The 25,595-nt window shown below is 64.7% G+C and carries 22 protein-coding genes; 12 read left to right on the top strand and 10 right to left on the bottom strand.

From position 1 onward, the window contains the following. Nucleotides 1-52: 52 nt before the first annotated feature. Entirely contained in the window at nucleotides 53-1,537 is a 1,485-nt protein-coding gene (locus tag ACZ1J6_RS25515; RefSeq protein WP_465128507.1) for a flavin monoamine oxidase family protein, read from the top strand. A 73-nt stretch (nucleotides 1,538-1,610) separates the two neighbouring features. Here ACZ1J6_RS25515 and ACZ1J6_RS25510 read toward each other — a convergent pair whose 3' ends face one another. The 5 genes from ACZ1J6_RS25510 to ACZ1J6_RS25490 form a co-directional block, all read right to left on the bottom strand. Next, nucleotides 1,611-3,965, bottom strand: coding sequence for a TonB-dependent receptor (locus tag ACZ1J6_RS25510; protein WP_465128506.1), 2,355 nt, complete (start codon nucleotides 3,963-3,965; stop codon nucleotides 1,611-1,613). Between the two features lie 179 nt (nucleotides 3,966-4,144). Then, complete coding sequence (locus tag ACZ1J6_RS25505; RefSeq protein ID WP_465128505.1) at nucleotides 4,145-5,530, bottom strand: MFS transporter; 1,386 nt, start codon at nucleotides 5,528-5,530, stop codon at nucleotides 4,145-4,147. Between the two features lie 30 nt (nucleotides 5,531-5,560). Continuing rightward, nucleotides 5,561-6,142 carry a cupin domain-containing protein gene (locus tag ACZ1J6_RS25500; protein WP_465128504.1) on the bottom strand — a complete coding sequence of 194 codons (582 nt, stop codon included), beginning with the start codon at nucleotides 6,140-6,142 and terminating at the stop codon, nucleotides 5,561-5,563. Further along, nucleotides 6,139-7,005 (bottom strand): phytanoyl-CoA dioxygenase family protein, encoded by an 867-nt coding sequence (locus tag ACZ1J6_RS25495; RefSeq protein ID WP_465128503.1) that lies wholly within the window; start codon nucleotides 7,003-7,005, stop codon nucleotides 6,139-6,141. The genes ACZ1J6_RS25500 and ACZ1J6_RS25495 overlap by 4 nt, the downstream gene beginning before the upstream one ends. A 154-nt stretch (nucleotides 7,006-7,159) precedes the next feature. After that, on the bottom strand, nucleotides 7,160-8,122 hold the full coding sequence (locus tag ACZ1J6_RS25490; protein WP_465128502.1) for a LysR family transcriptional regulator: 963 nt from the start codon (nucleotides 8,120-8,122) through the stop codon (nucleotides 7,160-7,162). A 164-nt stretch (nucleotides 8,123-8,286) separates the two neighbouring features. On the opposite strand from ACZ1J6_RS25490, the gene ACZ1J6_RS25485 reads away from it, so the two are divergent. The 3 genes from ACZ1J6_RS25485 to ACZ1J6_RS25475 all read left to right on the top strand — a co-directional run bounded on the left by ACZ1J6_RS25485 (nucleotide 8,287) and on the right by ACZ1J6_RS25475 (nucleotide 11,403). Next, entirely contained in the window at nucleotides 8,287-9,474 is a 1,188-nt protein-coding gene (locus ACZ1J6_RS25485) for an LLM class flavin-dependent oxidoreductase (protein ID WP_465128501.1), read from the top strand. Between the two features lie 15 nt (nucleotides 9,475-9,489). Then, the gene (locus ACZ1J6_RS25480) at nucleotides 9,490-10,041 is read left to right on the top strand and encodes a cupin domain-containing protein (RefSeq protein ID WP_465128500.1); all 552 of its coding nucleotides are present in this window, start codon (nucleotides 9,490-9,492) and stop codon (nucleotides 10,039-10,041) included. 141 nt (nucleotides 10,042-10,182) lie between these two features. Further along, nucleotides 10,183-11,403, top strand: coding sequence for an alpha/beta hydrolase (locus ACZ1J6_RS25475; RefSeq protein ID WP_465128499.1), 1,221 nt, complete (start codon nucleotides 10,183-10,185; stop codon nucleotides 11,401-11,403). 52 nt (nucleotides 11,404-11,455) lie between these two features. Here ACZ1J6_RS25475 and ACZ1J6_RS25470 read toward each other — a convergent pair whose 3' ends face one another. After that, the gene (locus ACZ1J6_RS25470) at nucleotides 11,456-13,669 is read right to left on the bottom strand and encodes a beta-glucosidase (RefSeq protein WP_465128498.1); all 2,214 of its coding nucleotides are present in this window, start codon (nucleotides 13,667-13,669) and stop codon (nucleotides 11,456-11,458) included. Nucleotides 13,670-13,904: 235 nt separating this feature from the next. On the opposite strand from ACZ1J6_RS25470, the gene ACZ1J6_RS25465 reads away from it, so the two are divergent. The 4 genes from ACZ1J6_RS25465 to ACZ1J6_RS25450 all read left to right on the top strand — a co-directional run bounded on the left by ACZ1J6_RS25465 (nucleotide 13,905) and on the right by ACZ1J6_RS25450 (nucleotide 17,935). Next, nucleotides 13,905-15,296, top strand: coding sequence for an MFS transporter (locus ACZ1J6_RS25465; RefSeq protein ID WP_465128497.1), 1,392 nt, complete (start codon nucleotides 13,905-13,907; stop codon nucleotides 15,294-15,296). Nucleotides 15,297-15,366: 70 nt separating this feature from the next. Further along, nucleotides 15,367-16,416 (top strand): DUF3089 domain-containing protein, encoded by a 1,050-nt coding sequence (locus tag ACZ1J6_RS25460; RefSeq protein WP_465128496.1) that lies wholly within the window; start codon nucleotides 15,367-15,369, stop codon nucleotides 16,414-16,416. A 188-nt stretch (nucleotides 16,417-16,604) separates the two neighbouring features. Then, on the top strand, nucleotides 16,605-17,006 hold the full coding sequence (locus ACZ1J6_RS25455; protein WP_465128495.1) for a c-type cytochrome: 402 nt from the start codon (nucleotides 16,605-16,607) through the stop codon (nucleotides 17,004-17,006). A 32-nt stretch (nucleotides 17,007-17,038) separates the two neighbouring features. Further along, nucleotides 17,039-17,935 carry an alpha/beta hydrolase family protein gene (locus ACZ1J6_RS25450; RefSeq protein WP_465128494.1) on the top strand — a complete coding sequence of 299 codons (897 nt, stop codon included), beginning with the start codon at nucleotides 17,039-17,041 and terminating at the stop codon, nucleotides 17,933-17,935. 67 nt (nucleotides 17,936-18,002) lie between these two features. Here the strand turns inward: ACZ1J6_RS25450 and ACZ1J6_RS25445 are convergent, their stop codons facing one another. Then, nucleotides 18,003-19,562: an FAD-binding oxidoreductase gene (locus ACZ1J6_RS25445; RefSeq protein WP_465128493.1), complete on the bottom strand. Its 1,560-nt coding sequence runs from the start codon at nucleotides 19,560-19,562 to the stop codon at nucleotides 18,003-18,005. 180 nt (nucleotides 19,563-19,742) lie between these two features. On the opposite strand from ACZ1J6_RS25445, the gene ACZ1J6_RS25440 reads away from it, so the two are divergent. From ACZ1J6_RS25440 to ACZ1J6_RS25425, 4 genes are all read left to right on the top strand, one after another. Continuing rightward, nucleotides 19,743-20,333: an ureidoglycolate lyase gene (locus ACZ1J6_RS25440; protein ID WP_465128492.1), complete on the top strand. Its 591-nt coding sequence runs from the start codon at nucleotides 19,743-19,745 to the stop codon at nucleotides 20,331-20,333. A gap of 7 nt (nucleotides 20,334-20,340) precedes the next feature. Further along, nucleotides 20,341-20,697 carry a hypothetical protein gene (locus tag ACZ1J6_RS25435; RefSeq protein ID WP_465128859.1) on the top strand — a complete coding sequence of 119 codons (357 nt, stop codon included), beginning with the start codon at nucleotides 20,341-20,343 and terminating at the stop codon, nucleotides 20,695-20,697. 86 nt (nucleotides 20,698-20,783) lie between these two features. Further along, nucleotides 20,784-21,968, top strand: coding sequence for a class I SAM-dependent methyltransferase (locus tag ACZ1J6_RS25430; protein WP_465128491.1), 1,185 nt, complete (start codon nucleotides 20,784-20,786; stop codon nucleotides 21,966-21,968). A 122-nt stretch (nucleotides 21,969-22,090) separates the two neighbouring features. After that, a complete protein-coding gene (locus tag ACZ1J6_RS25425; protein WP_465128490.1) occupies nucleotides 22,091-23,185 on the top strand; it encodes an LLM class flavin-dependent oxidoreductase in 1,095 nt (364 codons plus the stop codon). Nucleotides 23,186-23,248: 63 nt separating this feature from the next. Here ACZ1J6_RS25425 and ACZ1J6_RS25420 read toward each other — a convergent pair whose 3' ends face one another. From ACZ1J6_RS25420 to ACZ1J6_RS25410, 3 genes are read right to left on the bottom strand one after another with little or no spacing between them, the layout of a single operon-like run. Beyond that, a complete protein-coding gene (locus ACZ1J6_RS25420) occupies nucleotides 23,249-24,214 on the bottom strand; it encodes an alpha/beta fold hydrolase (protein ID WP_465128489.1) in 966 nt (321 codons plus the stop codon). Beyond that, on the bottom strand, nucleotides 24,211-24,612 hold the full coding sequence (locus ACZ1J6_RS25415; protein WP_465128488.1) for a Cap15 family cyclic dinucleotide receptor domain-containing protein: 402 nt from the start codon (nucleotides 24,610-24,612) through the stop codon (nucleotides 24,211-24,213). Before ACZ1J6_RS25415 ends, ACZ1J6_RS25420 begins: the two co-directional genes overlap by 4 nt. Then, nucleotides 24,609-25,589 carry an alpha/beta fold hydrolase gene (locus ACZ1J6_RS25410; RefSeq protein WP_465128487.1) on the bottom strand — a complete coding sequence of 327 codons (981 nt, stop codon included), beginning with the start codon at nucleotides 25,587-25,589 and terminating at the stop codon, nucleotides 24,609-24,611. Before ACZ1J6_RS25410 ends, ACZ1J6_RS25415 begins: the two co-directional genes overlap by 4 nt. Between the last annotated feature and the right edge of the window lie 6 nt (nucleotides 25,590-25,595).

The raw sequence follows: 25,595 nt of genomic DNA, 5'->3' as shown, positions 1-25,595 counted from the left end.
CCGTCCGGCAACGGCCGTTCCAAACTTCCTTTTCAGACTGGAGACAGTTTTCATGTTCACTCGCCGTAAGATTCTGGGCGCGGGCGCTCTGGGCGCTGCCACGCTGGCGCTTCCGCGCATGGCCTTCGCTGCGGAGAAGGCCGATGTCGTCATTATCGGCGCGGGCCTTTCCGGCCTGCATTCGGCCGAGCTACTGCGCGAGATGGGGATGAACGTGCTCATCCTCGAAGCGTCCGACCGGGTTGGCGGGCGCGTACAGACCGTGCAGACGGTGGACGGCCCCATCGACGTGGGTGCCAGCCAGATCGGCCGCAGCTATGCCCGTGTGCTGGACGCCTGCCAGCGCTACGGGCTCAAGCTTGTTTCGGAAGACCGCGACCTGCTTTCGTTCGGCGGTCATATCCAGGACACCTGGATCGACCCCAAGACGTGGGACTCGAACCCGCTCAACCGCACCGTCGGAGATGAGCGCAAGATCAACCCGATCCTGATGGGACAGGCCGTCACCGCGAAGTTCAACCCGCTCAAGGAAGTGGACGACTGGCTCGATCCGCGCTTTTCCAAGTACGACATCTCGCTGCGCGAACTGATGAAGCGTAACGGCTACAGCGAGGCGGCGATCGAACTCGCAAGGTTTTCGGCGCCTGGCATCGGCATTGACGAAACCTCGATGCTGCGCATGTGGCAGGAGGAGACGCGGGGGGGCGTCGATCGCCGGACGGGCCAGTCGCCGGCCCCGCAGGCGCGGGACCATCCTTTCGGGGAGGCCAACGACCACAACATGATCGACGGCCTTGCCTCCACCAACAACATCGTGGGTGGCTGCCAGCAGCTGCCGCTGGCCATGGCGGCGAAGCTGGGTGACGCCATCCGCCTCGGACGCAAGGTGGCGCGGATCGAGATGACGGACAGCGGCGCCACCGTGACTTGCGCGGATGGCAGCGCCCTTTCGGCGCGGTTCGTGATTTCCGCCGTTCCGTTCTCGGTGCTGCGCCGTGTCGAAATCGTGGCGAGGAAGGACAATCCCCTGCAAAGGCAGGCGATTTCTGCGATGCCCTATGCCAATACCGCCCGCATGTACCTCACGGCCGAGAAGCCGTTCTGGAAGGAAGACGGACTGCCGCCCTCGTTTTCCACCGATGGTCCGATCGGGATGTTCTGGGCGATTGATAATCATAGCGGAGAGGGGCGCCACCGGGCGATGGTGGTCATGGTTGGCCTTGTCGCGCAGGCCATCGCGAAGATGGAGCATGCCGAGGCGGAAGCCTTCATCCAGAACGAGATCGTCCGCCTCCGACCAGCTGCGAAAGGGCTCCTGCGGTTGGCCGCCTACAAGGACTGGATGCGCGATACCAACCAACTCGGCTGCGGGTTCAGCCTAGCGCCAGGCCAAGTCAACGGCTTTGCCCGCAAGATGACCGATCCCTGGCAGGTCATGCACTTTGCGGGCGAGCATACGCGGAGGCTCGATTTTGGCATGGAATCCGCGATGGAAAGCGGTGAACGCGTTGCCGTGGAGATCGGCGCGCGGGACTGATTTTCGCGCGTGACGAAACGGCAAAAGGCCCGGCAGGCGATGTGCCTGCCGGGCCTTTTTGTTGTGGGCCGGATTAGAAGCGTAGGATGGCTTCCATGCCCCATTCGGCCGGACGGGGCACCGAGGCATAGAGGCACTGCTGGTTGGAGCCATAGGTGGCGGTGTCGCGTTCCACGAAAATGCAGGTCGCGGTGGCCCCGGCGAGGCCGGAGCCGGTCGGGCGCTGGTTGTTGAGAATGTTGCGACCGAACAGCGAGAAGTCGATGGCATCGCTGGCGAAGTTGATCCGTCCGTCCACGGTCCAGGCCGAGCGGCCTTTCACGGTATTTGCAAGATTGGCATACCAGCTGCCGCGATAGGCGCCGTCCAGGCGAAAGCTGGGCGAAAAACCGCCCATTTCCGGTAACTTGTATTCGCCGCCGATGAAGCCGTTCCAGTCCGGCACGTTAGCCTGAGTGAGCCCGTCGAGCACGATCGAGTTGTCTGCGCTGGCGGGGAAGCCGTAAGTTGAACTGGTGCTGATAATGAGCGGGGTCTTGGTCGTGAACTCCTGGTGAGCATAGCCGACCGAGCCGCGCAGAGTCAGGCGGGGCGTTAACCGGAGGCTCGCCTCGCCTTCGAAACCGAGTATCTTCGAGGCGCCGACATTGCCCACCGTGGCGATGTTGACGATGTTGCCGTTGACCGTGCGTTCTTGCGTGGAGACGAGCTGCTGGTCCTTCACTTCGTCATAGAACGCGGCGAGGTTGAGGTTCAGGCGGCCGCCGAAGAAGGTGTTCTTGCTGCCGATTTCGTAGTTGAACAATTTCTCCGGTTCTGCGGCGAGCCCGACATAGTCTCCGCCGACATTCACGAAGCTGTACCGCGCGCTTTTTACGCCTTTGGAGAACAGCGCATAGACCATGTTCTCACCTGTGACCTTGTAGCTCAAGGTGATCCGCGGGCTGAAGTCTTTAGAGATGTTGTTGTAATCGACCGTGGTCGGATAAAACACGCAAGTCGGGCAGGCGGGGGAGGACACTTTCTCGCGGGCGTAGCGTCCTTCGCCGCTTAGAGTCAGCGCCTCGGTGATGTCCCAGTCGAACCCGCCCAGCACCGCCATGTTGGTGAGGTGGTCGTTGCGGGTCATGCCCTTGGGATTGGCGGTGGTGCCGTAGCCAGAGAAGGCCGAGAGATCATTCTCCCAGAAGTAATAGAGCCCCGCACGCCAGCGGAACGGGTTACTTCCGGGCGAGAGTAACATGAACTGGTGGCTTGTGTTCTCGAAAGTCTCGGTCGAGGGGAAGGTGCCGAGCACCGAGGTGCGCACGGTCACGGTGCCGTTGGTTATCAAGTCGCCGAACACCGGGTCCTGTCCGGGCTGTACCGCGCGGGGAACGGTGGCGACATTGGCCCAGCGCGATTCCTTGAAGTAACCGCCGCGGTAGCTCAGCTCGTAGTCGCCGAAGGTCTTGGCGATGACGGCGCTGGCGAAGTAGCGGTCGCGTCCGTAGCCGGTGGCGCCCTGCGTACCGATGGTGTCAAGGTCGCCGTTCGGCAGGGAGGCGGGGAAGAACGCGCCGTTGCCGCGCGCGAAAGGCGCCACCGCGACGCCGGCCGCCAGCCATTCGCGCGGGTGCTGCACCGCTTGTGCCGGCGGGGAATCGCGGTCGTGCTGGTACATGCCGCGCAGCTTGATCGAGAAGCTGTCGTCCGGCTTGAAGAACAAAGTGCCGGAGGCGACTTGCGTGCGCTCGCGCCCTATCGGGGTGCTGTCGTCAACCGACTTCCCGAAGGCGCCGTTTTGCATCAGCGAGCCGGAAACGGAGAACCACAGCGCATCCTTGACGATCGGGGCGGCGAGGGTGCCGCCGAAGTAGTAGCTGGCGTCCGGCGCGTTGTTGGTGAGGCTGCCACGTGCCTTGGCGAAACCGGTCACGGCGTCGCCCGAGGGATCAGCGGTGACGTAGTTGATCGCGCCGCTATAAGTCGCGCGGCCGAAGGTGGCGCTCTGTGGACCCTTGATGATCTCGACGCGTTGGAGGTTCTCCAGATCGAGTGAGGCGAGCTGCCCGGACAAGGCCACGCCGTCGATAAAGATCGAGATGCCCTGATAGCGCTCGTCCGAAGTATTGGGAGCGAGGCCGCGCAGTGAATAGGCTGAGGGGTCGTTCCGCCCTGAGCCGGCGAAAAGGCTGAGGTTCGGCGTGATCTTCTGAAGGTCGCGCGCGTCGCGGATCTGGGCACCGGCGAGATCCTGATCGCTTAGCGCGGTGATCGCCAGCGGGACGTCCTGAAGGCTTTCCTTGCGGTTCTTGGCGGTGACGACGATGGTATTGCCGCTCTCTGCGTCATTGGCCTGCTGGGCCTGCGCGGGGAGCGTCGCCAGCATGGCGGCGGTGGCGATCAGGCTGGTCGTCAATACTTTTCGTTTCAAATCGCTGGTCATGGACACTTTCCCTCATGTTTTCTGTTCTTGAGGGGGCATGCTGTCGCAGTCAGATGAGTATTCGTCTGAAGTATTTATCCTATCCGATGTACGGATAAATAGAATATCGCGGAGACGACTTTAGGTGGTGGGGCTAGGCGCGCCCACTCTCCAAGGTATTGGAACTTGTATTATTACTTTCAGGCTGCAGTGTTTTTCAGGACAATTAATTTGGATGCTTCGGGCGTCTGCGCGGCGTTCGGGAACTGTTCGGATGCAGCCTCGCCGGGGAGCCGATAGCGCAGCATGATGAGGCCTGCGGCTACCGCGGCGAGCGAGGGTACGACGGAGAGCGCCACGATGATCCCAAGCCGCACGCTGGGGGACTGCGTATCCGCGCCGTTGCCGTTGGAGGACACGAACCCGACCCAGGCCATGGTCATGCTGAACACGAAGGTTCCGAAGGCTGCAGTGCCTTTCTCGACCATGACGAAGACGCCTGCGAGCATCCCGGCGCGGCTGTCTCCCTGTGCCTGGCGCGAATAGTCCATCGTGTCGGTCAGCACGGTGTAGAGGCCGAGGAAGATGCCGCCGGTGGCCATGCCGGAAACCAGCGCGCAGAGATGGACGAAGGGTTCGGGCCGGGCAGCGGGAACAAAGAGCCAGCTGAAATAGGCCAGGGCGCAAAGCGCGCTTGCGCCGAGCAGCGCGTTGCGGCGGCCGTGGCGCGCGGCAAGGCGTACCCACAGGTATTGGGAGCCCATCATCGCCAGCGTCTGCACGAGGAAGATGGAACCCAGCGTGCTGTCGGCCACGCCCAGGACGTGGCGCGTGTAGAAGGGGATCGCCGCCATGTGAACGGTAAGGCCCGAGAACAGTACGAGCTTAAAGCCGATCAGGCAGAGGAACGGCCGGTTGCGGCGCAGGGCATCTACGGCCTCGCGCAGGGAGCCGTTGCCCGAAGGCGTGCTGTGCGCCGCTTCGCCTTCGCGCAGCAGCGCGAAGGAGGCCGCCCCGCCAAGGGCGATGAGCACGCCCAGCACGATCGCCACTATGCCGTGTCCGGCACGGTCGCTGCCAATGCGCGAAAGCAGGAACGGCGCCGCGGCGGTCGCGGCCATGTTGCCGAGCGAGGAGCCGTAGACGCTGAAGGTCATCAGCTTCGAGCGTTCCTGAAAGTTGGAGGTGATCGCCCGTCCCAGCGCCAGATAGGGAATGCGGAACAAGGTATAGGCGGTGGAGAAGAACAGCAGCGTCATGCCCACCCAAACCCAGAGCCCCGTGCCCGAAAGCGCCGCAGGCACGTTGAACAGCATGACCATGGAAAGCCCGGCCATCAGCCCGCCGCCCAGCAAATAGGGGCGGTACTTGCCGAAACGGGTGTGGGTGCGGTCGCCGATGTGGCCCATCAGCGGGTCGCAAGCGGCATCGTAGATCTTGGAAAGGACGGTTAGCATTCCCGCCAGCCCGATGGCGAGGCCGAGCGAATCCGTCATGAACCGCAAGTGCAGCAAGCCCACGGCGCTGACCAGCGCCGAGGAGGTGAAGGAGCCGATCGCCCAGCCGAGATATGCAGTCTTCTTCACGCGTCTTCCTTCAAGCGAGGGGCTATGGGCTCAGCGGGCTTGGTCGGACCAGATTTTCTTCATGTCGGAACTGCCGGACAGGGGGCAGCCATCGCCAGGAAGCTGCACCGCGACCATGAACGAGCCATCCGGCCCGGCTTTCGAAATATGGCCTTTGCCGCTGCAGTCCTCGGCATAGGCGAGGTCGCCGTGGCGCAATTCGTATTCTGTGCCGTCATGAAGGCCGATCGTCATCGACCCGAAGATCGGGATCAGCAGGGTCGGCTGGCTGGCGACGTGGAAGCCGAAACCGGCACCGGGCTGCGATCCGCCCAGGGTGACGCGCGCGGCGGTGCGGCGCAGCAGAGTAGCGATGGCCTGGCCGCGCGGCTCCACCACTTCAAGTTGTTCGGCCCGGGTCAGCCCGTCAGGGCCGGAATAGAGGTGAAAAACCCGCTTCAGCCAAGGAACCGTACCGCCGCTGCCGGGAAATTCCATCGGCAGGTTCGGGCCCGGGATAGGCTCGACCAGAATACTGGGAGTCTTGCCCGCCACCGCCGGTCCGGCGATCCCCAGCGCCGCGAACAGCGCCGCGCCGCCAAGGAATTCGCGCTTGCCGGGATCGAAGGTCATGCTGCCCGTGCCGCTGGGGCGGGGCGCGGCGTAAAGGCGCGGGGTTCGTCGTCCGGGCGGTGCCAGATGAGCGGCAGCAGTTCGCCGGGCTCGGGATGAACACCGTCGGGCTGGCTCATCAGGTCCATGCCGTGGACCGGCATCAGCCCTTCGCGCGGGCACCAGTAGCAGTCGTCGCCGATCATCCGCATGGCAAGGCCGGTGCGGGCGAGCGTATCGGAATCGTTGCCCTTGGAAAAGTGCGGGATATCTACATGGAACAGCACAGCGTCGCCCGGCTGGAGATCCCAGGTGACGAAACGGAACGGGAAATCCGGATTGCCGCGCTCGGCTTCGAAGTCTGGGAAGCGGAAGGTGCCGTCTCCGGCCGGGCCAAAGCGAGAGCCCGTGTCGATGCAGAAGCGGTGATAGCCCGCGACGAATTCGATCCGGCCGTTCTCCTCGTTCACCGGCGACAATGCAACCCACAGGTTGGGGATCATGGTGCCGGTGAAGGGCCAGAGGTGATCGGCATGCCACTGCATGATCGCGGGGGATTGCGGTGGCTTGCGGAACAGGTGATCGTGAAACATCTGTACGTTGTCCGCCTCGATCACGCGGCCCACGATCTCCCCCGCGGGCGAGTTGAAGGCGAAGTCGCGGAATGTGCCTGGCTTGTGCCAGAGGTGCGAAACCGAGATCATGGCGCCGTGCGAGGGGCCGGTAAGGCCGTGAGCTGCGGGATCAGCTGAGACTTCGAGCGCGGCTTGCTGGAGACGCTCGATCCATTCCGCGTCGAACATCTGGCGCAGGCAGACCACGCCGTCGCGGCGATAGGTCTCGATATGCTCGGGCGTGATGGGGTTGAGGGGATGCTTGTTCATCGCCGGACTCGCAGAGAGGAAAAAAGGGGCCACGGTGAGCGACTGGAACCCAGCGCAGCCAGTGGCGGCATGTTGCTTGGGCTTGTCAAAGCGAAACAGAGAACTAATTTTGACCTGTGATAGAGCACCTCTATCACCCGGGCAGTAGCGGCCATCATGCCGCGATCTTTGGGGCGGGCAGCGCCTTGGGATGATCGGGAACTTGCATCGTGCGCAGCAGTGATTTCAGCCGGCGCATGGCCAGTGTCTCGTAGCAGCCATCAATCCACAGCAGGCCGAGCGGCGGACCCTCGATGTTGGAGCCGGGCACCTGACGCACGGTGCCGCCCTGCAATTCAGTGGCGAACTGGCTTTCAGGGACCATGCCCAGCAGGCCGCCGTCAATGACCATCCGGCGGATCAGGTGCATCGAGGCGGAACGGATCGCCACCATGTTCTCGGTCATTCCGAAGCGCGCGAGCAGTTCCAGCACTATGTTGGTATTGCGATCGCCGCTGCTGGCGGTCACCTGCCGCGCGCCGACATTGGGCGCGTCTGCCTGCGCCCAAGCGTGTTCGGTGATCGGCCCGCCGCTTTCGATCTGTTCGAAGATCGCGTGATCGGGGCGGGCGAAGATCGAATAATACTGGCGCAGCAGCGGCTCGAAGGCGATTTCGTCGGCCTCCTCGTCCTCGGGGGGCGCGGCAGAGAAGGCTAAGTCCAGTTCGCCGCGTTGCAGGCGGGCGATGAGGTCGGCGCTATAGGCTTCCACCACGCGCAGGGTAACGGCGGGCTCGCGCTCGCGAAAAGCGGCGATGGTGTGGGCGAACTGGCTGTTGAGCAGCACCGGGTGGACGCCGATTACGATCACCTGCTGGCGATTCTTGCGCTCCACTTCGGCGAGCAGGCGGGCATGTTCGCTGACGATCAGACGTGCGCGCACGATCAGCGTCTCGCAGGCCTCGGTAGGGCGGATGCCGGAAGGTCCGCGTACAAACAGCGAGAGGCCGAGGCTCTCCTCCAGCTGCCGGATGCTCCAGGTGAGCGCGGGCTGCGACATGCCGAAACGGCGCGCCGCCTTGCGGAAGCTGCCTGCCTCGTAGACGGCGATCATGCGTTCGAGCTTGACGATGTTCATCGGCAGGGGGCCTTCCTGGTTGCCGTTGCCCGCGAAAGTTCGATCAAGCTTCTCTCGCAGGGTAATAGATTTCTTGGATTATTCGCCTCTCGGTCACCTGCCAGTTTTTCGGGGTCAGAATTGTAGCCGGCACGCATCGTGGTCCGGCCTTGGGGAGGGCCGTCATGACGCTCGAAATCCTGGGAGTCCTGCTCCACCGCAATGCTTCGGAAGTGTCGCCGCCGGACGGGCCGAGCTTCGATGTGGAGACGATCGGCACGCTGGCCCGCGCCTTCGACGAGAACGGCTTCGACCGGGTGCTGATCCTCCAGAACTCCTACGCGCCGGACCCTTTCGCCATCGCCAGTTACGCGGCCGCGATCACCCGGCGGCTATCCTTCATGGTGGCGCATCGGCCTGGCTTCGTCGCGCCGACCATGGCCGCGCGCATGTTCGCCACGCTCGACCGGCTGAGCGGCGGGCGTGCCGGGGTCCATGTCATAACCGGCGCCAACGACCTCGAACTGGCGTGCGACGGGGATTACCACACCAAGGACGAGCGCTACCGGCGCAGCGGCGAATATGTGAAGATCATGCGCAGGGTCTGGGCTGCGCGCGAACCGGTGAGCCATGTGGGCGACTGGTATCGGTTCGACCGGGCGCTGGCGGAAATTCGACCGGAAGGCGGCGCCATCCCGGTCTATTGGGGCGGGGCATCGCCGCTGGCGCTGGACGTGGGCGCGCAAGTGGCGGATGTCTACGCGATCGGAGGTCTCAAGCCGCTGGCGCAGATGAAGGAGACAGCGGCGCAGGTCAAGGCGGCCTGGGCGGCGACCGGCCGTCCTCTGCGTCTGCAGACATCGGCGCGGGTCATCCTCGGCGATACCGAGGAACAGGCCTGGCAGGCGGCGCGCGCAGTGATCGAGCAGCTTCGCGAGACTGCAGCGATCCAGCAGGCGAAAATCTCCGAGGCCGATGCCGGAAAGGGGGATGCGACCGGCACGGCCATGCGGCTCGACCCCAGGCTGGCCACCACGCGCGGCAGCTCGGGGCGCAAGGAACTTGAGGCGCTGGCCGGCGGCAGCGAACTGATCGACAAGCGCCTCTGGACCGGGATAACCCGCGCCTCGATCGATTTCTCGACGCCGATGCTGCCGCCTGCGCTGGTGGGTACGGCCGAGCAGGTGGCGGATGCGTTAATGGACTATTATGCCATGGGCATCGGAGGGTTCCTGCTGCGCGGGTTCGACCTGCTGGGCGATATCGCGGTCCACGGGCGCGAACTGATCCCTCGCCTGCGCGAACTGTCCGCCCGTCATGACCAGAAGTCCGGCGCCGTCTTCGCCGCCGCCGGTTCCCACGTCAGTGCCTGAAGGAGAACAAGGGGCATGAGACTGTTTGTTTCGTTCGCCGCCGTGCTGGCTTTTGCGGCGCCCTCGCTGGCCGATCCGGTGCCCGTCACCCCGCTTTCGGCTGCCGGCAAGGCCATGCGGATGATGCACATGTACGGCGGGGAGGACGGCGAATCCCATCTCGAGATCATCGACCTGCCGCTCACGGGCGGGGGGGACGGGCGTTCGGTTCAGTCGCGGCTGCGCGCCACCGATGTGGAAATCGGCGATACGCTGCCCGGCGGCTTCATCGATTTCCACGGCGTTTCCACCCCGCGTTTCCTGATCGTCCTGTCCGGCCAGCTCGAAGTGGGGCTGGGCGACGGTTCGAAGCACATCCTTTCCAAGGGTGACATCGTTCTGGCGGACGACGTGACCGGGCGCGGCCATACCTCGCGCATGATCGGCACCGAGGCGGTGCGCATCCTTACCGTTCGTCTGCCGAAGGACAGCGCTCTCGTGCCCAAGACCGAGAGCTGCCCCGATGGCATGCCCGCCGACCAGTGCGTAGCGGCGCGGCTGGGTAAGCAGGTCGAAGCGCGCAAGTGAAAGCGGCCCCGGGCAGTTCCGGTAAGAGCGTGCTCACCGCTCCGCCAGTCGGATAGACGCGATGGCGGCGTTCGTTCCCCGACCGGCAACAACGACCTTTCGTGGCAGCAGCGCTCGCTGTGTCCGCGAAAGGATTTCTGCATGCTTCGCCGCAAGATAGCCTCCTCCGCTGCGCTGCTGGCGGTCTTAGCCGCCTTCGCGGCGGCGCTGCCGGCGACGGCGCAGATGCAGTCGCCCAGGCTCGATCCCTCCACTTGTGTGATGCCGCCGTTCTACTCCGGCCCCGCGCCCTACAAGTCGGTGGAGCAGCTTCCCGATCGGCGCGTGACCTTCCGCCTCTGCGCGCCAAATGCGTCGGAAGTGCTGTTGACCAGCACCGATATCGCGACGGTCATTCCCATTGGCTTCCCGACCGGTACGCCGCAGGGTCTTGCCATGGCGAGAGAAGCGACCGGCCTTTGGACCGTCACCACCCCCGGGCCGGTGCCAGCGGACACTTATCGCTTCGCGTTCCGCGTGGACGGAGTAAAGATCGTCGATCCTCTCGGCAGGACCTTCTCCGAGGAGCTCAAGGGCATCAATTCGACTTTTGAGGTGCGCGGCCCCGAAGGCGATTTCCAGACGACGAACCCGCAAATCGCGCATGGCGCGGTATCAACGATCGAATACTGGTCGAAATCGCTGGGAATTGCCCGCCGCGCCCATGTCTATACGCCGCCCGGCTACATGAAGAACGGCCGCAAGTATCCCGTACTCTATCTTGTTCACGGTGCGGGCGACAGTGACGACAGCTGGACCAGCGTGGGCCGGGCCAACGCGATCCTGGACAACCTGATCGCCGCCGGAAAAGTCGTGCCGATGATCGTCGTCATGCCGGACGGGCATACCCCGCTGCGCGAAGGGGTGATGACGCTCGACAACCCCGACTTCGGCGCCGACCTGATGGGCGACCTGATCCCCTATGTCGATTCCGGTTACCGCAGCGACGCCCGTCCCGAGGCGCGGGCCATGGCGGGTCTGTCGATGGGCGGATCGCATACCCTGCGAAACGGGCTGACGCACCCGGACCAGTTCCGCTGGATCGGCATATTTTCAATGGGGCTGAGCAAGGGCGGCGCCTTCAACGGCGCGGAGACTTTCGCTGCCAAATACGATGCCGAACTGAAACGCAGCGCGAAGGAACTCAAGCTTGTTTACTTTGCGATGGGCAGAGAGGATTTCCTTCACGAAACAGTCGCGCCGACGCGCGCGCTGTTTGTTCGGTACCACATCGCGCACGTCTATCACGAAACCGGCGGCGGCCACGAATGGGTGAACTGGCGGCGCTATCTTGCCGATTTCGCCCCGCGCCTGTTCCGCTAAAGGCCAGCCCCGACGCCTTTTCGCGACAGAGCCCGCCTTCGGGCCAAAACCTTCAGTCCTTCCAACGGCGTGCCTTCATCATCACCGTCACCGGCGCACCCAGGTGCTCGGCATCCGTGCCCACCGCAAAAGCGTAGCGGCCCGCCGGGATCGTCCAGCTGCCATCCTTCCAGTCCGCCAGCAGGCGCGGGTCGATTGTCATCGCCACTTCGCCCGCGGCGCCCGGCGCCAGTTCCACGCGGCCGAAGCCGACGAGGCGGCTTTTTATCTCTCCCGCGCGGTCGGTCAGGTAGAGCTGGACCACATCCGCGCCGGCCCTCGCGCCGGTATTGGTCACGGTCACGCGCACAGCGGAACCCCTGATAACCGGCTTGCCTTGCGCGAACGAGGTATAGCTGAGGCCGTGGCCGAAGGGGAACAGCGGCCTCTCCGCCTTGCGCGCGAACCAGCGATAGCCGAGGTCCGAACCTTCGATGTCGTAGTCTGCCGGCAGCTTGTCCTTGCCGCTCTTGGGATTTCCGCCGAAGTCCGGTTCCACCCAGTCGCTGCCGTCCAGGCGGGGGCGGGGAAGCTGGCTCTCGTCGGACGGGAAAGTGATTGGCAGGCGGCCCGAGGGGTTGGTTTCGCCGAACAGCACCGAAGCGATCGCCTCGCCGCCGCGCGCGCCGGGATACCAGGCCTCGATCACGCCGCTGACCTTGCTCAGCCAGGGCATCTTCACCGGGCCGCCGGTTTCAAGTACGACGATGGTATTTGGATTGGCGGCGGCGACCGCCTCGATCAGCGCATCCTGTCCGCGCGGCAACGACAGGTCAGGTACATCCAGCCCTTCGGTCATCCACTGGGTGGCGAACACGATGGCCACTTCCGAGCGAGCGGCAAGTTCGGCCGCATCCTTGATGTACTGGCCCTGGCGGTAGAGCACGGTGGCGCCCGGCGCCTGTGCCTTAATCGCCGCCATTGGGCTGGAGCGATGGTAGGATTCCGAGATGAACCCGGCCCAGACGCCGGAACCCGCCACGGGCAGCTTCACGGCCGGGCCGCCTTCGCCCATGACTTGGCTCGACCCGGCGCCGGAAAGCACGCCGCCGTCGGCATAGCCGCCGATGACCGCGATGGACTTCGCGTTCCTGGCCAGCGGCAGCACATGACCCTCGTTTTTCAGCAGGACGATGCCCTGCTTCGCCACGTCCTCGGCGATCGCGGCATGTGCGGCCCAATCTATCGCGCCCCCGGGCTCGGCGGGATGGCTGTCCAGCCCGGTGGCGTAGACGGCGGTCAGGATACGGGTGTTCATGTCGTCGAGCCGTGCGGCCCATGCCGGCTCAGATGCGGCCTTTTCGGCCAGCTTCGCGCCAAAGAAGACGCCTGGATCGAGTTGGTCGCCTGACTGCTGGTCGAGCCCGTTTATCGCCGCGTCGATCGAGGGCACGGCCCCCCAGTCCGACATGACGAAGCCCTTGTAGCCCCATTCTTGCTTCAGCACATTGTTAAGCAGCCAATCGCTGGCGCAGGCCTGCGCCCCGTGAACGCGGTTGTAGGCGCACATGACTGAGCCCGGCTGGCCCTGTTCGATGCCGATCTGGAAGGCCAGCAGGTCGCTTTCATGTGCGGCAGCGGGCGCGATCTTCACGTCCACGTACTTGCGGCCGGTTTCCTGCCCATTGAGCGCGAAGTGTTTGATGGTGGAGATGATATGGTTGGATTGCACGCCCCGGATCGCCGCGCCCGCCAGCACGCCGGACAGGAGCGGGTCTTCCGAGAAGTATTCGAAAGTCCGGCCGTTGCGCGGATCGCGGACAAGGTTCACGCCGCCGGCAAGGAGGACGTTGAAGCCCTTGGCCCGCGCTTCCGCGCCGATCATCGCGCCGCCGCGCTCGACCAGTGCAGGGTTCCAGCTTGCCGCCTGCGCCACGGCCGAGGGCAGGGCGGTGGACCAGTCCTTGCGCGCGCCCATCACCCAGCTCACGCCGAGGCTGGCGTCGGTTTCCCGCAAGGGCGGAATGCCGAGCCGGCCGACGCCGGGAATGTAGCCCGCGCCAATGATCGCTTCGGGCGGGATATCCACTTTCGGGCCGCCGCCGGGCAGGGGCATGATGCCGTGCGTGATGACCACCTTTTCCTGAGCGGACATCCGGGAGACCGTTTCGGCCGCGCGCTTCCGTGCGGCCGCAAGGTGGATGGCGCGGCTGTCGCGTTCGGCGGCGGGTGCAGGCGCGGCAATAACCAGTGAGACGGCTGTACAGGCGAGCAAACGGGAAATCATCGCGAAAGTTCTCCAGAAGAGGGCCGGTCGCCCCGAAGTTCGGGGCTTCGCGGCCAGCATGGTTCGCCGCCGAAGGGTGTCCACGCAGCGGACCGCTACGTCCGTCTGGTGGATAAACCGCGCAATTGCCGCGATGCGGCAAAGCTCAATGGCATCAATATGCCATGGACGGAGCCCGCGCTCTGTCGCATGTTGCAGTGCAGCAATAACAAGATTCGGGAAGCGCATGGCCACCATGATCGAGCAGACAATCCTCCCGCATGCATCCGCGGGGCACGACGACAGGGTCGGCACCTCCGTCCTGTTGCGCTACGGCACCGGCCAGCTCGGGGCGCAGATATTCCGCGATACTCCGGCGGTGCTGCTGCCGCTGTTCCTGACCACCATGCTCGGCGTTGAGGCCTGGCTGGCGGGGCTGGTCGTGCTCATCCCCAAGCTCTGGCTGATCGTCTGCGATCCGCTGGTCGGTGCTTGGTCGGATCGGCTGCGCGGGAAGCACGGGCGCGCGCCCTTCCTCGTCGCCGGAGCCGTTCTTACGAGCCTTGGCTTCGTGGCGCTGTTCACGCTGACCCAGAGTTCCAGCCCGCTGCTCTCGGCGGCGATCACCTGCTTCCTGTTCTTCCTCGCGTCCACAGCTTTCTCGATGTTCTCCGTGCCCTATCTCGCGATTGCGGCGGCGCTGTCGCATGATCCGCACGAGCGCACCCGCATCATGGTATGGCGCATGATCTTCTCGACGCTCGGCGTTCTGGTGGGCGTGGGCGTGGCGCAGCCGCTGATCTATGCGCTGGGCGGCGGCGCGCATGGCTGGACGGTCATGGCGCTGGTGCTGGGCGCGGTGTGCCTCGGCACGATGCTTGTGACTGCGCTGGGTCTCGCCCGCGTGCCGATGATCCGCGACGATGCCGCGCCCGGCAGCCTCCTGAGCCAGCTTGGCGCGATCAAGGGCAACCGCCCCTATCTTGTGCTGCTGGCAACCTGCCTGATCCAGAATATCGGGCAGGCTTCGGGCTATACCGTGATCGGCTTCATCTATCTCTATGCGATCCAGGCGATCTGGATCGTGCCGCTGTTCATCCTCGTCATGGCGATCGCAGGCATTCTTGCGCAGCCTTTCTGGCTCACGCTGTCGCGCAGCTGGGGCAAGGAGCGCACTTACATCGTCGCTTCAGCCGCATGGGCGATGGTAACGGTTACCTGGTTCTTCGTCCATCCGGCCACCGACGTGCTGGTGAACATTCCCGGCGTCGGCCCGTTGGGCACGCAGCACGTCCTGGTGCTAGTGCGCGGCGCGGTGATCGGCGTGGTGAACTCGGCGTTCGTCATGCTCTCGCTCTCGATGCTCACCGATACGATCGATTATGAACGCCGCCGCAAGGGCATTGCCAACGAAGGCGTCTTCGCCGGACTGTTCTCGGCCATGGAAAAGCTTTCCTTCGCGCTAGGGCCGGTCGTCGCAGGCCTTGTGATGAGTGCGTTCGGCTTCGTATCCTCGACCGGGGGAGCAGTGACGCAGACGCCCCATGCGATTACCGGCATCGTCCTGCTTTACAGCCTGATCCCGGCCGGAACCCAGCTCGTCAGCCTTCTGGTGTTCTCGCGCTACCGGCTGCCCGCCGATGGGTGAGCGCGGCCGGGCGGCAGCGCCGCGGAGAAAGCTGGCGGCAAAGTCGGCGGCAAAAACCGCAGCAGGCCTCATGGCGGTGGTGATGTGCTGGTCAGGTCCGGCCCGGGCCGCACCGCAGGATGACATCGCCGCACTTGCGCCCACCGCACCCGATTACGCTGTCGCCGGGGCCTGGGCCGCCGGTCCCGCTGGTCCCGGCCCGGCGGCGGCCTTGCCCGAGGGCGCCGCGCCGGTCGCACAGTCTGCGGAGGTGGATGTCTTCTATGTGCATCCCACTACCTTTCGCAGCCAGACTGCTTGGAACCAAGACCCTGCCGACGCCGCGGCCAGCACTTGGACGGACGAGAGCGCGGTGGCCCGGCAAGCCAGCGCGTTCGGGGCCTGCTGCCGGATCTGGGCGCCGCGATACCGGGCGGCCAGCTACAAGGCGCTGATGGAGCCTGCCCACCGGGATGCCGCCTTCGCACTAGCCTATTCCGACGTAGAGCGGGCGTTCGACTGGTTCCTCGCCCATGTCAGCCAGGGGCGGCCCTTCATCATCGCCGGGCACAGCCAGGGCGCCAAGCACATCGCGGACCTGCTGGAACGGCGGATCGACGGCACGCCCCTGCAGCAGCGTATGGTGGCGGCTTACATCGTGGGCATCAATCTTTCGGAAGGCGAGTTCGGCCTGCGGTACAGGCACGTCCCCGTTTGCGATAGGCCTGCGCAGACCGGATGCGCGTTGCAATGGAACGCGGTCGCCGCGGGCTCGAACCTTGCGCCTATCATCGCCGCATACGAAAAGTCCTTCGTCGACAGATATGGCGACGTTCCGGGCAAGCGCCCGCTTTGCATCAACCCAGTGACTTTCGACCGGTCCCGCCCCGCCGCGCTTTCAGCGCAGGCACGCGGCGCGGTTCCGGGCGAGCCCGGTTTGGGCGCGATGAAGCCGCTGCGACCCGGCGCGGTAGCCGTGCGGTGCGAACAGGGGCTTGCCGTGACTTATCCGGCGCCGGGGCTCGATATCAGGCCAATGGCAGGGGGAAGCCTTCACTATTACGATTTTGCACTTTTCTATGCGGACATTCGCGCCAATGCGGCCCTTCGTGCGTCGGCTTGGCTCAAGGCGCATCGCTGAACGGCCTGTCCGCAAGGCGGATAATCGGCGCCGCGGATCGGGTAGAGTTCGCGTTTAAGACTAGGCTCGGGGATGACTGGAAAAAACGGGCCCCGGCGGACCCGATGGGCAGCCTTCCAAGCAGAGATGGCGTCCGGATATCCTGGCCGGAGCGACAATGACGCATTCCAAAGGGTAGGCAGTTAGACATGACCAGACAGATCATCCATCCGGCATTGGCCGCGGCCGCCTTCGCTGCCATGGCGGCGGTTCCGGCAAGCGTTTCGGCCGGGTCGCCGGCGACCGATGCCGCAGCCGGCAAGCGCATCTTCATGCGCTGCATGGCATGCCACACAGTGAATGCCGGCGGCGCGAACAAAGTGGGGCCGAATCTGTCGGGCGTGGTCGGCAAGAAGTCCGGCGCGGTGAAGGGCTTCCGCTATTCGGCGGCCATGTCCAAGTCCGGCGTGACCTGGAACGATGCCACGCTCGACAAGTGGCTGACCCGTCCGGCCAGTGTGGTTCCCGGCACCTCGATGGTCTTTGCCGGCCTTCCCAAGCCCGAAGACCGCAAGGCCGTGATCGCCTACCTCAAAAAGCCGGCGCCCTGATCGTGACGCGGATCGTGGGGACCGGCCTTGCAATGTCGCGTAGGTCGCTGCTGGCGGGTTGCGTCGCGGCGGCCGGACTGGCCGTGGCCGGACGCGCGCTGGCGGCCTTGCCGCCAAGGCCAATGCCGCAGCCTGCGGTCATCGAGCTGAAGACGCCGGAAGGCCGCGCGGTTTCGATCAGCGAATGGCGGCCGCAGGGCACTTCGCGCGGGGTGATCCTGTTCTCGCACGGGGCAGGATCGGCCCCTGCATACTACGATCCGATCATAGGTCCCTGGGTCGCAGCAGGGTGGCGGGTGCTCGCTCCGCTTCACGTCGATTCGCGCGAGCATCCGCAAACCGCACAGTACCCCGGGCTGGCAAGCTGGAAGGCGCGGGTCGAGGACATGCGCGCGCTCGTTTCCCATATCGGCGAAGCACCGTTCGTGGCGGCGGGACATTCCTACGGCGGCCTCGTTGCCACGATGCTGGGCGGTGCGCAGCCGGTCTTGCCGGAAGGGCTGCAAGCACCGCTGGTGCCGCGCCTTGCAAGGGCGGTGATCGCCTTCTCGCCCCCGCCGCCGATCCCGGTTCTCGTGACCGAGTCGGGGTACGGTGCGCTGTCGGTGCCCGCGCTGGTCCAGACGGGTACGCTGGACCTGATGCAGGGCATGGCCGCCGATGGCTGGAAGGCCCACCTCGCGCCGTTCACTGCCGCCGCGGCGGGGGGCGATCGCTATGGCCTCGTGCTCGAAGGGGCCAACCATTACTTCGGCGGCGCCATTTGCGATTTCTCGCAGCCGGGACCGCCGCAACTTGTAGCCCTGAAGCTGGCGGTCGAGCATGCCGCGCTGTTTCTCGAAGGCTTCGGCGCAGGTAGCGCAAGGGCACGCCGCCGTCTCGACAGGCTGGTGACGCAAGCTTTGCCGGCGCGCCTCATGAAGCGCTGAGGCCCGTTCCCATTTCTTGAACGCCCCGGAAAGCGCTTTCCGGGGCGTTTTCGTAATTTCAGCCCTTTTAGAACCCTAGCGCGCCGGGGTTCATCAGTCCCTTCGGATCAAGTTCCCTCTTTACCGCGCTCAATAGGGAGAGCGCCTGGGGAGATAACCGCTGACGATAGGGATAGGCCCGGCCGAGCTGGAAGTGCCCGGCGCCGTATTCCTGCATCAGAGCGACGATCGCCTGCTTGAGATCGTCCGCATAAGCGCGCGATTCCGCGTTGGCGGGGAACTGCGGTTGCCGGGAGAGGTATTCCTCGCCCAATAAAGTGTGGTGATAGGCGGTGCGGTCGTCGGGCCAGTACAGCGCCACTTCGTAAAGAAAGCCGGCGGCGCCGACCGGGGAGAACATCGTGCCGGTCCAGATGCCGAGGCGGTCCATTTCCGCCTTGCGTCCGCCGATCAGTTCCTTGAACGCGGCGTCGAATGGCACGGCCTGGTCGTGGGCGAGCACGCCGTGGATCGGCACCCAGCGCTCGCCGCCCGGGCCCAGCACGTTGAACAGCGGCGCGAAGGGCACCGAGTGGACGAAAGTCGGGATCGAATTTGCGATCTCGCGGCCGTGCCGGGCCAGCATCCGGCGCAGGATCTTCGCCTTATGCGCCGCCTCATCGGCGTCGAACCCCTCAATGATGAAGTGGCACATGTAAGCGCCCGCGCGCATCGGGTTCTCGCCCGCCAGCGCCATCCGAACGAGCTGGGCAAGTCCCTTCATCTTGTCCGGCGCTTTGCGCATAACTTCGGCGGCGATCTTAAGGCGCGCGCCCATGCCTTCCTGGCGGCCGATCTGCCCTTGCGACAGGGCAAGATCGAGGCCGAAGTGCGAATCGTCCAGCCGCGCCATGGCCGCCTCGCGCGAGGCGGCGTGATAGTCCGCGAAGCTTTCGAACGCGAAGCTCAGGCATTCGAAATGCGGCAGGACCGGCAGCAGCGGCAGGCGAATGCGCGCTTTGATGCCGAAAATCCCGCAGTCGCCCGTGAACAGGCCGGTGAGGTCCGGCCCGTAGAAGCGCATGGCAGAACTGGCGCTGGTCGAGAGCATTTCCCCGCTCGCCAACACCACGTCCATCGATAGGACCGACTGTGCCGAGATGCCGTGCGCAGTGCTGCCGTGGCTCAGCGTGTTCTGGCTCATGCTGCCGCCCACGGTGGCGGCGATGCCGGAAAAAGGCCCCCAGAACGGCGTGCGCAGACCTTTGGCGTCCAGCGCGGTCTTGAGCGCCATCCACGTGACCCCCGCGCCGACAGTGACCACGGCGTTGCGTTCGTCGATCTCGATCGTGTCGAGCGCGCCGGTGTCGATCAAGACATGGCCGCCCTCGGGCAGGAGATAGGCATCGGTATAGGAGGCGCCGCCACCGCGCGGAACCATGGCGGTCCCGGCTGCCGCACAGATGCGCACGGTTTCTTGAAGCGCTTTCACATCGGCTGGGCGGACAATCGCCTTGGGCGCGGCACCGCCGCGATAGACGTCGTTCGAGAAGTAGGCGAGCGCTTCGCCCTCATGGATCACGGCATCGGCTCCCAGTGCCTTCACCAAGGCCGAAACCACTTGTTCCTCGACAATCGCGCTGCTCATCAGAATACCCGAATTTTCCACATAGTCCGCTAGACTTGACCATTCCCGCCAGCCTCGCGACCGGCCGGCACCAGCCTATCCACCCTGCGGCTATCCGGCCAGCGATCAAACAGTTCGATCCCCGCTCGAATCCCCTTCCCGGCATGCATGATCTGGCGGACAACGGCGGCAGAGGTATCCATGACCACGCAAACCGGCTTTTCCACGCGGGAATGCACCGTGATCGAGCTTGCGGTCGAACCCGCCACGCCCCAGGCGCTGGCGCTGTTCGGCGCGGTGATCGGCCGGGATGCGCCGGTAAAGCCGGTTTCGGTCGATTTCTACAAGGGCGCGGTGAAAATGAGTTATCCGGCCCGCTTCCACTGCGAACATCCGGTGGAAGTCACGCTGGCGCAGATGGATCGGCGCCCCGGCGAAGTGCGCTACCTGGAGCGGCATTTCCAGCACACGCAGGCTTTCCTGCCGCTTGGCGGCAAACCTTTCGTGGCGGTCATGGCACCACCGAGCGATGGCGAGCTGCCCGACCTTTCGCAAGTCCGCGCCTTCCGTTTCGACGGGACGGCAGGATTCGCCATGCACCTTGGCACTTGGCACGAGTTTCCCTTCGCGGTGGAAGACGGGACCGACCTCGTCGTGGTCCTCTCCAGCCAGACCGGTTACGACCTCAAGGCAAAGGACGCTGCGACCGAAGAGGCCCATGGCCCCGATCTCGACAAGAAGGACATCGTTGCCCGTACCGGCAAGGTGTTCCGTTTCGAACTGATGGAGTGACGTGACGATGGCAGAGCGCATGAACCTTGACCGCAAGGCGCGGTCGAAGGGCAGCCAGCCGGTGGTTTTCGAAAGCGAGACGGTAGACGCCCTCGCGGGGCTAGTGCTTGCGCTGTTGGGCGAGGTCGTCGTGCTCAAGGACCGGCTCGACGCGAACGAGCGCCTGCTGAAGGCTGCAGGCTTGCACGGCCCCGCAGACATCGACACATTCGCCCCGGACGCCGAAGCGCGCGCCTATCGCGGCGCCTATCGGCAAGGGATCTACGAACGCGTGCTGGGCACTGCCCGCGACAAGCTGATGCCAGAGGCGCTGGCCGACCAGCACGACTATGAAGGCGTCCTTGACGCCGTGACCCGCGATTAGAGCGTTTTCTAATCAGGTGGAATCACCTGATGACCCGGAAAATGCGACAAACCAGAAACTTTGACCCGGAAGGGGAGCCCGAAGACATGGAACAGTACCGCCAGGAACATTTCGGTCATGCGGTCATGCCGCAGTCCAACCATGACGAGCAGGCAATGGAAGACCACTTCCTCGCCATGCGCGCCTGGACCAGCCAGAACATGGACCCGCTCGATCGTCGTCTGCTGGACGAAGTTATCGTTCCCGAGATCGAGAAGAAGACCGGCAGCAAGCCAACCTCCAGCACCCAGGTTCGCGGAGCGCTGGAAGCCCATCCGCTGCACCAGTACTGGCTGACGCTCTCGCTTTTCTACCAGGACCGCATCTGGCTTTCGCTCGACGGTGCAATCGACCGCCAGTTCGACGAGCTTTCGGCAAAGGTCGAGGCGCAAGTGGCAGACCCCAAGGGCAGCCTGCGCCTGAACCCGGATCTTGTCATTCCGCGCTACATCTCGTCCTTCGATCATCACCGTATGCCGGGCAGCTACACGGTCGATACCGCAGAAGGCGATTTCCGGGCCGGCGCGCTCTACGACCGCTTCGCTTCCACCTACTTGCGCAACCTCAACGGCGGCTGGAAGAACGACGGGCGCGGACACACGCTCGCCAGCCATCTCCAGGACTTCTATCCTGACTTCAAGCCCCGGCGCATCCTCGACCTCGGCTGCTCGGTCGGCCACTCGACGGTGGCGATCGCGCAGGCTTTCCCAGACGCGGAAGTCTATGCCCTCGACGTGGGTGCGCCGATGCTGCGCTACGGCCATGCCCGCGCCGAGGCGATGGGCACGGCGATCCACTTCAGCCAGCAGGACGCTGAGCATACCGACTTTGAGGATGAGAGCTTCGATCTCGTCTGCTCCTCCGCTGTGCTCCATGAGACCTCGGCCAAGGGGATGCGGGGCATCTTCAAGGAGAGCCACCGCCTGTTGCGCAAGGGCGGAATCATGTGCCACGTGGACGTGCCGCCCCGCCATGAGCATCTGTCGCTCTGGGACCAGATGCGCTGCGACTTCGAGAGTCACTACAACAACGAACCCTTCATGACGTCGCTCGCTCGTACCGACTGGCTGAAGGTTGCCCTGGACGCTGGGTTCGATGCCGCGGACGTGCTGGTCGGGTATCGCAAGGGCACGTTCTTCCTCAAGCCCGATCGGGGGGACTTCTTCACCGAAGGCCATCCCGAGGGCCGGGCGATGATCGGCAGCTGGTACGCTTGCTCGGCTACCAAGTGACCGTTTCCGGCAGGTGAGACAGCTTCGTGCCACCTGCCGGATAACAAAAAAGGCGACTTTCGGCCGATACCGCCGGGCATAGACTTCCGCCTTCAGCACTATCAGGGAGGGCCTCGAGCCTCATGCCGGTCGAGATCAACGGTCTGCTCAACCACAACATTTCGAGCGAAACCCATCCCGTTTCCTTCGAGACTTTCGATCCCGAAGGCATCGCGCGAATGGCGCGGCTCCATGATGCATGGGGCTATGACAAGGTGTTGGTCGCAAATGCCGCGATCATGCCCGACAATTTCACCATCGCTGGATATGTCGCCGCAAACACGAGCCGGCTCGGCGTTATGCTTGCGCACCGGCCGGGCTTCATTCCGCCGACCATGGCCGCGCGGATGCTGGCGACGCTCGACCGGTTGATGCCGGGCCGCGTCGGCGTCCATATCATTACCGCTGCCAGCGACGAGGAAACGCAGGCCGACGGCGACTATCGGACCAAGGTGGAGCGCTACGACCGCGCGAAGGAATATATCTCGGTGCTGCGCCGGATATGGACCAGCGAAAAGCCGGTCGATCATGAGGGCAAGTGGTTTCACTTCAATGGCGGTTTTGCCGCGATCAAGCCGACGCAGGGCACGGTGCCGGTCTATTTCGGCGGCATGAGCCCGGCGGCGCTCGAAGTGGCGGGCGAGTATTGCGATACTTTCGCCACGCTCTCCGATACGGTTGCAGGGATGACCGAAGTGGTCGCCAAGGTGCGCGAGGCTGCCGCGCCGCATGGCCGCTCCCCGCGCTTCCTGATGTCGATCCGCATCGTCATTGCCGATAGCGAGGAAGCGGCCTGGGCGCGGGCCGACGCGATCCGCGAGGCGGTGGCCGCCAACATGGGCAAGCTGGCGCCGAATACTGCCGCCGTGAAGGCCGACGGGTTCAAGCGCACTGCCGAACTCGCCGCGCGCGGCGACAGGTTGGAGAAGTGCTTCTGGAACGGCATTAACCAGCTTCGCGGCGGGCAGAGCAATTCGGGCACCTTGGTCGGCACGCCTGCCCAGCTCGCCGACGCGTTGATGGACTATTACGATGCCGGGGTTTCGGCGTTCATCCTGCGCGGTTTCGATCCGGTGGAAGACGTGATCGCCATCGGGCGCGACCTTATCCCGTTGCTGCGTGCAAAAGTGGCCACGCGCGATGCCGAACTTGCGGCGGCGGAACCCGTGCTGGTCTGACCGGCGCCTTTGAACTGAGGTATTGAAGGCCGCGCCCTTTCACGGGAACGCGGTCTTCTCCTATCACCTGACGGTGCGGCGGAGGAAGGGCATCATGCGTTCGAGAGCCCGGTCCGGGCAGTCGAACGGCATCATGTGGCCGCAGCTGTCGACGACTTCGAGCGACTTGTCGGCGCTGCCAAGCAGCGCGAGCGCCTGTTTCCCGTCCCTCTCCAGCGTGGTTTCGTGGTCGTCGGCGGACCAGAGCAGCAGCGTGGGCGCGGTGATCCGCCGTAAGTCGTCCGGCGTTCTTGCGAAGGAAGTGGACGCTGCCACCGCCTTGCCGATGGCGGGATCACGCAAGGGGCGGCTGTTGAGATCGGTCCATTGCGCCACCAGCGCGGGAGTTATCCGCGCGGGATCGACGACGTTGGCGAGCAGGATCTGTCGCCAGTATTCCGGTGCATGCCAGCCGGGGTGCAGTCGGTCCTCGGCCAGCGTTGCCTTGAGCGTGGGGGGCAGGCCGTCGAGGTCGAACTTCACCGGCCCCACCGCGATGTTGTTCAGCACCAGCGCCTGCACCCGTTTTGTCTGGGCAGCGGCATAGGCGGCGGCAGGCAGTCCGCCGCTGGAGGTCGCGACCATTACGAAGCGGTCTGTCTTGAGCCGGTCCATCAGTCCGTCGATCACGCGGATACGGTGCTCGATCGTATAGTCGCCGGCGGGGCTAGGGCCTGAGAGTCCGGCGGGAGACTGGTCGTACCGGATTACCCGGTAATGGCGCGAGAGCTTCGCGGCCCAATTGTCCCACTGGCGCAGGCTGGCGTAGGAGCCGTGGATCAGCAGGATCGCCGGACCCTTGCCCTCCACCATGTAATGGACGCTTTCCCCGTCGATCTTGGCGAACTGCGAGCCGGGCAGCGCATAACGGCTGCGCAGGGCGGCATCGTCGAGTCGGGGAGGCTCGGTCTGCGCGGCAGCGGGGGACAGCGCCAGGGCGCTCAGCGAAAAAGCGCAGATACGCAGTCGCCTGAACAGGGGCGGCCTCACGTCCGTTCCTCCCGCTTGGCCTGCAGTTCCATGACGACGTATCGGCCGTTGTAATTGCATGAAGTGCCCCGCGCGCTTGCAAGGTCCGGCGCGAAGGTGAGCTGCGAAAGGCCGAAAAAGTTATGGCTTGCGGTGGCCAAATGCTCCGGGTCGGCCTCGTAACCGTAGCGCAGGTGCCACTCGCCCGAGGGTAGGGACGTGAGCTTCTCGGCGAAGCTCACTGAGCGGGAAGTCTTAAAGCCGCAGGTTTCGATGGTGACGGTGAAGGCATGACCGCCGCGAACGAGCGTCATCCTGCCGTCCCATTCGTAAAGCGTATTGCCGTCGGGACCGAGTGTGGCGCCGTGGAGTGCCCAAGTGCCGGCCAGATCGGGCGCGGTCCGATCGGGACCGATCATTGGGTCACCGTCCGGTCGAGCCAGGCGCGCAGGTCCTTTGCGGTTTCCCTGGGCAGTTCGAGCATCGGGTAGTGGCCGAGATCGGGATAGTGGATCACGTCCACTTTCGTGCCGGAGAACTCCTTTACCGCATCGGCTGCGAGGTATTTCGGTAGGACCGGATCGGCGTCTCCCCATTGCAGCAGGATGGGCGCCTTGACCTGCGCGGCGTCGTCGCCTGCGCCCTTGGCCCAGACCGCCTTCTTGTTGGTTTCGTAGTAGTCCTTCACACGGGCGAAGCCGCCGGGCAGGGTGTTGGTCTGGTAGTACCAGTCCACCGTTGCGTCCGTGAGGCGTTCGGGTTTTCCGTAGAGCTCGGAAAGTGCGCGGCGATAGTAGAAGCGGGGGTAGTAATTAGGCACCAGCGTCTCGTGGGTCCAGACCATCGCCCACATCAGGCGGCTGAAATCACTGGGCGGCGGGGCTTTCAGCGGCAGAGCGGAGAGCGCCAGCGCCGTGACTTTCCGGGGATACTTCGCAGCGTAGAGCGTCGAGACGGTGGCCCCGCTGGATGTGCCGACAAGGGCGAAGCGCGTGACACCCTTCTTCTCCACCAGCTTTTCCAGCAGCGTCACCACGCCGGGCATCCCGGTGGAGGGGGCGCTGTCCGTAGAGAGGCCGTAGGGCGGCCAGTCGAACCGGATCACCCGATATTTGTCCTTAAGCGCGTCGGTCCAGCCGTCCCATTCGCGCAGGTTCGTCATCGAGCTGTGGAGCATTACCACGACCGGGCCGTCGTGCGGACCTTCGTCGCGGATGTGGAGATTGGCAGTGCCGATGCGTTCGAACGTTGAGGGCGCCGTGGCCTGCGCGGCCTTCACGCTTTCGTAGGACGGGTTCCACCAACCCAGTCGCATCGTCAGCAGCACGAGCGCCAGCAGCACGACCAGAGCGAGGACCGCGCCTCCCGCCGCCTTGAGAATTCGACCAACCGTCATCCCTGT

Source organism: Novosphingobium sp. BL-S-21, from assembly GCF_055521655.1.
Note: the sequence above shows the minus strand (reverse complement) of the source record. Positions and strands in the feature narration are given on the sequence as shown.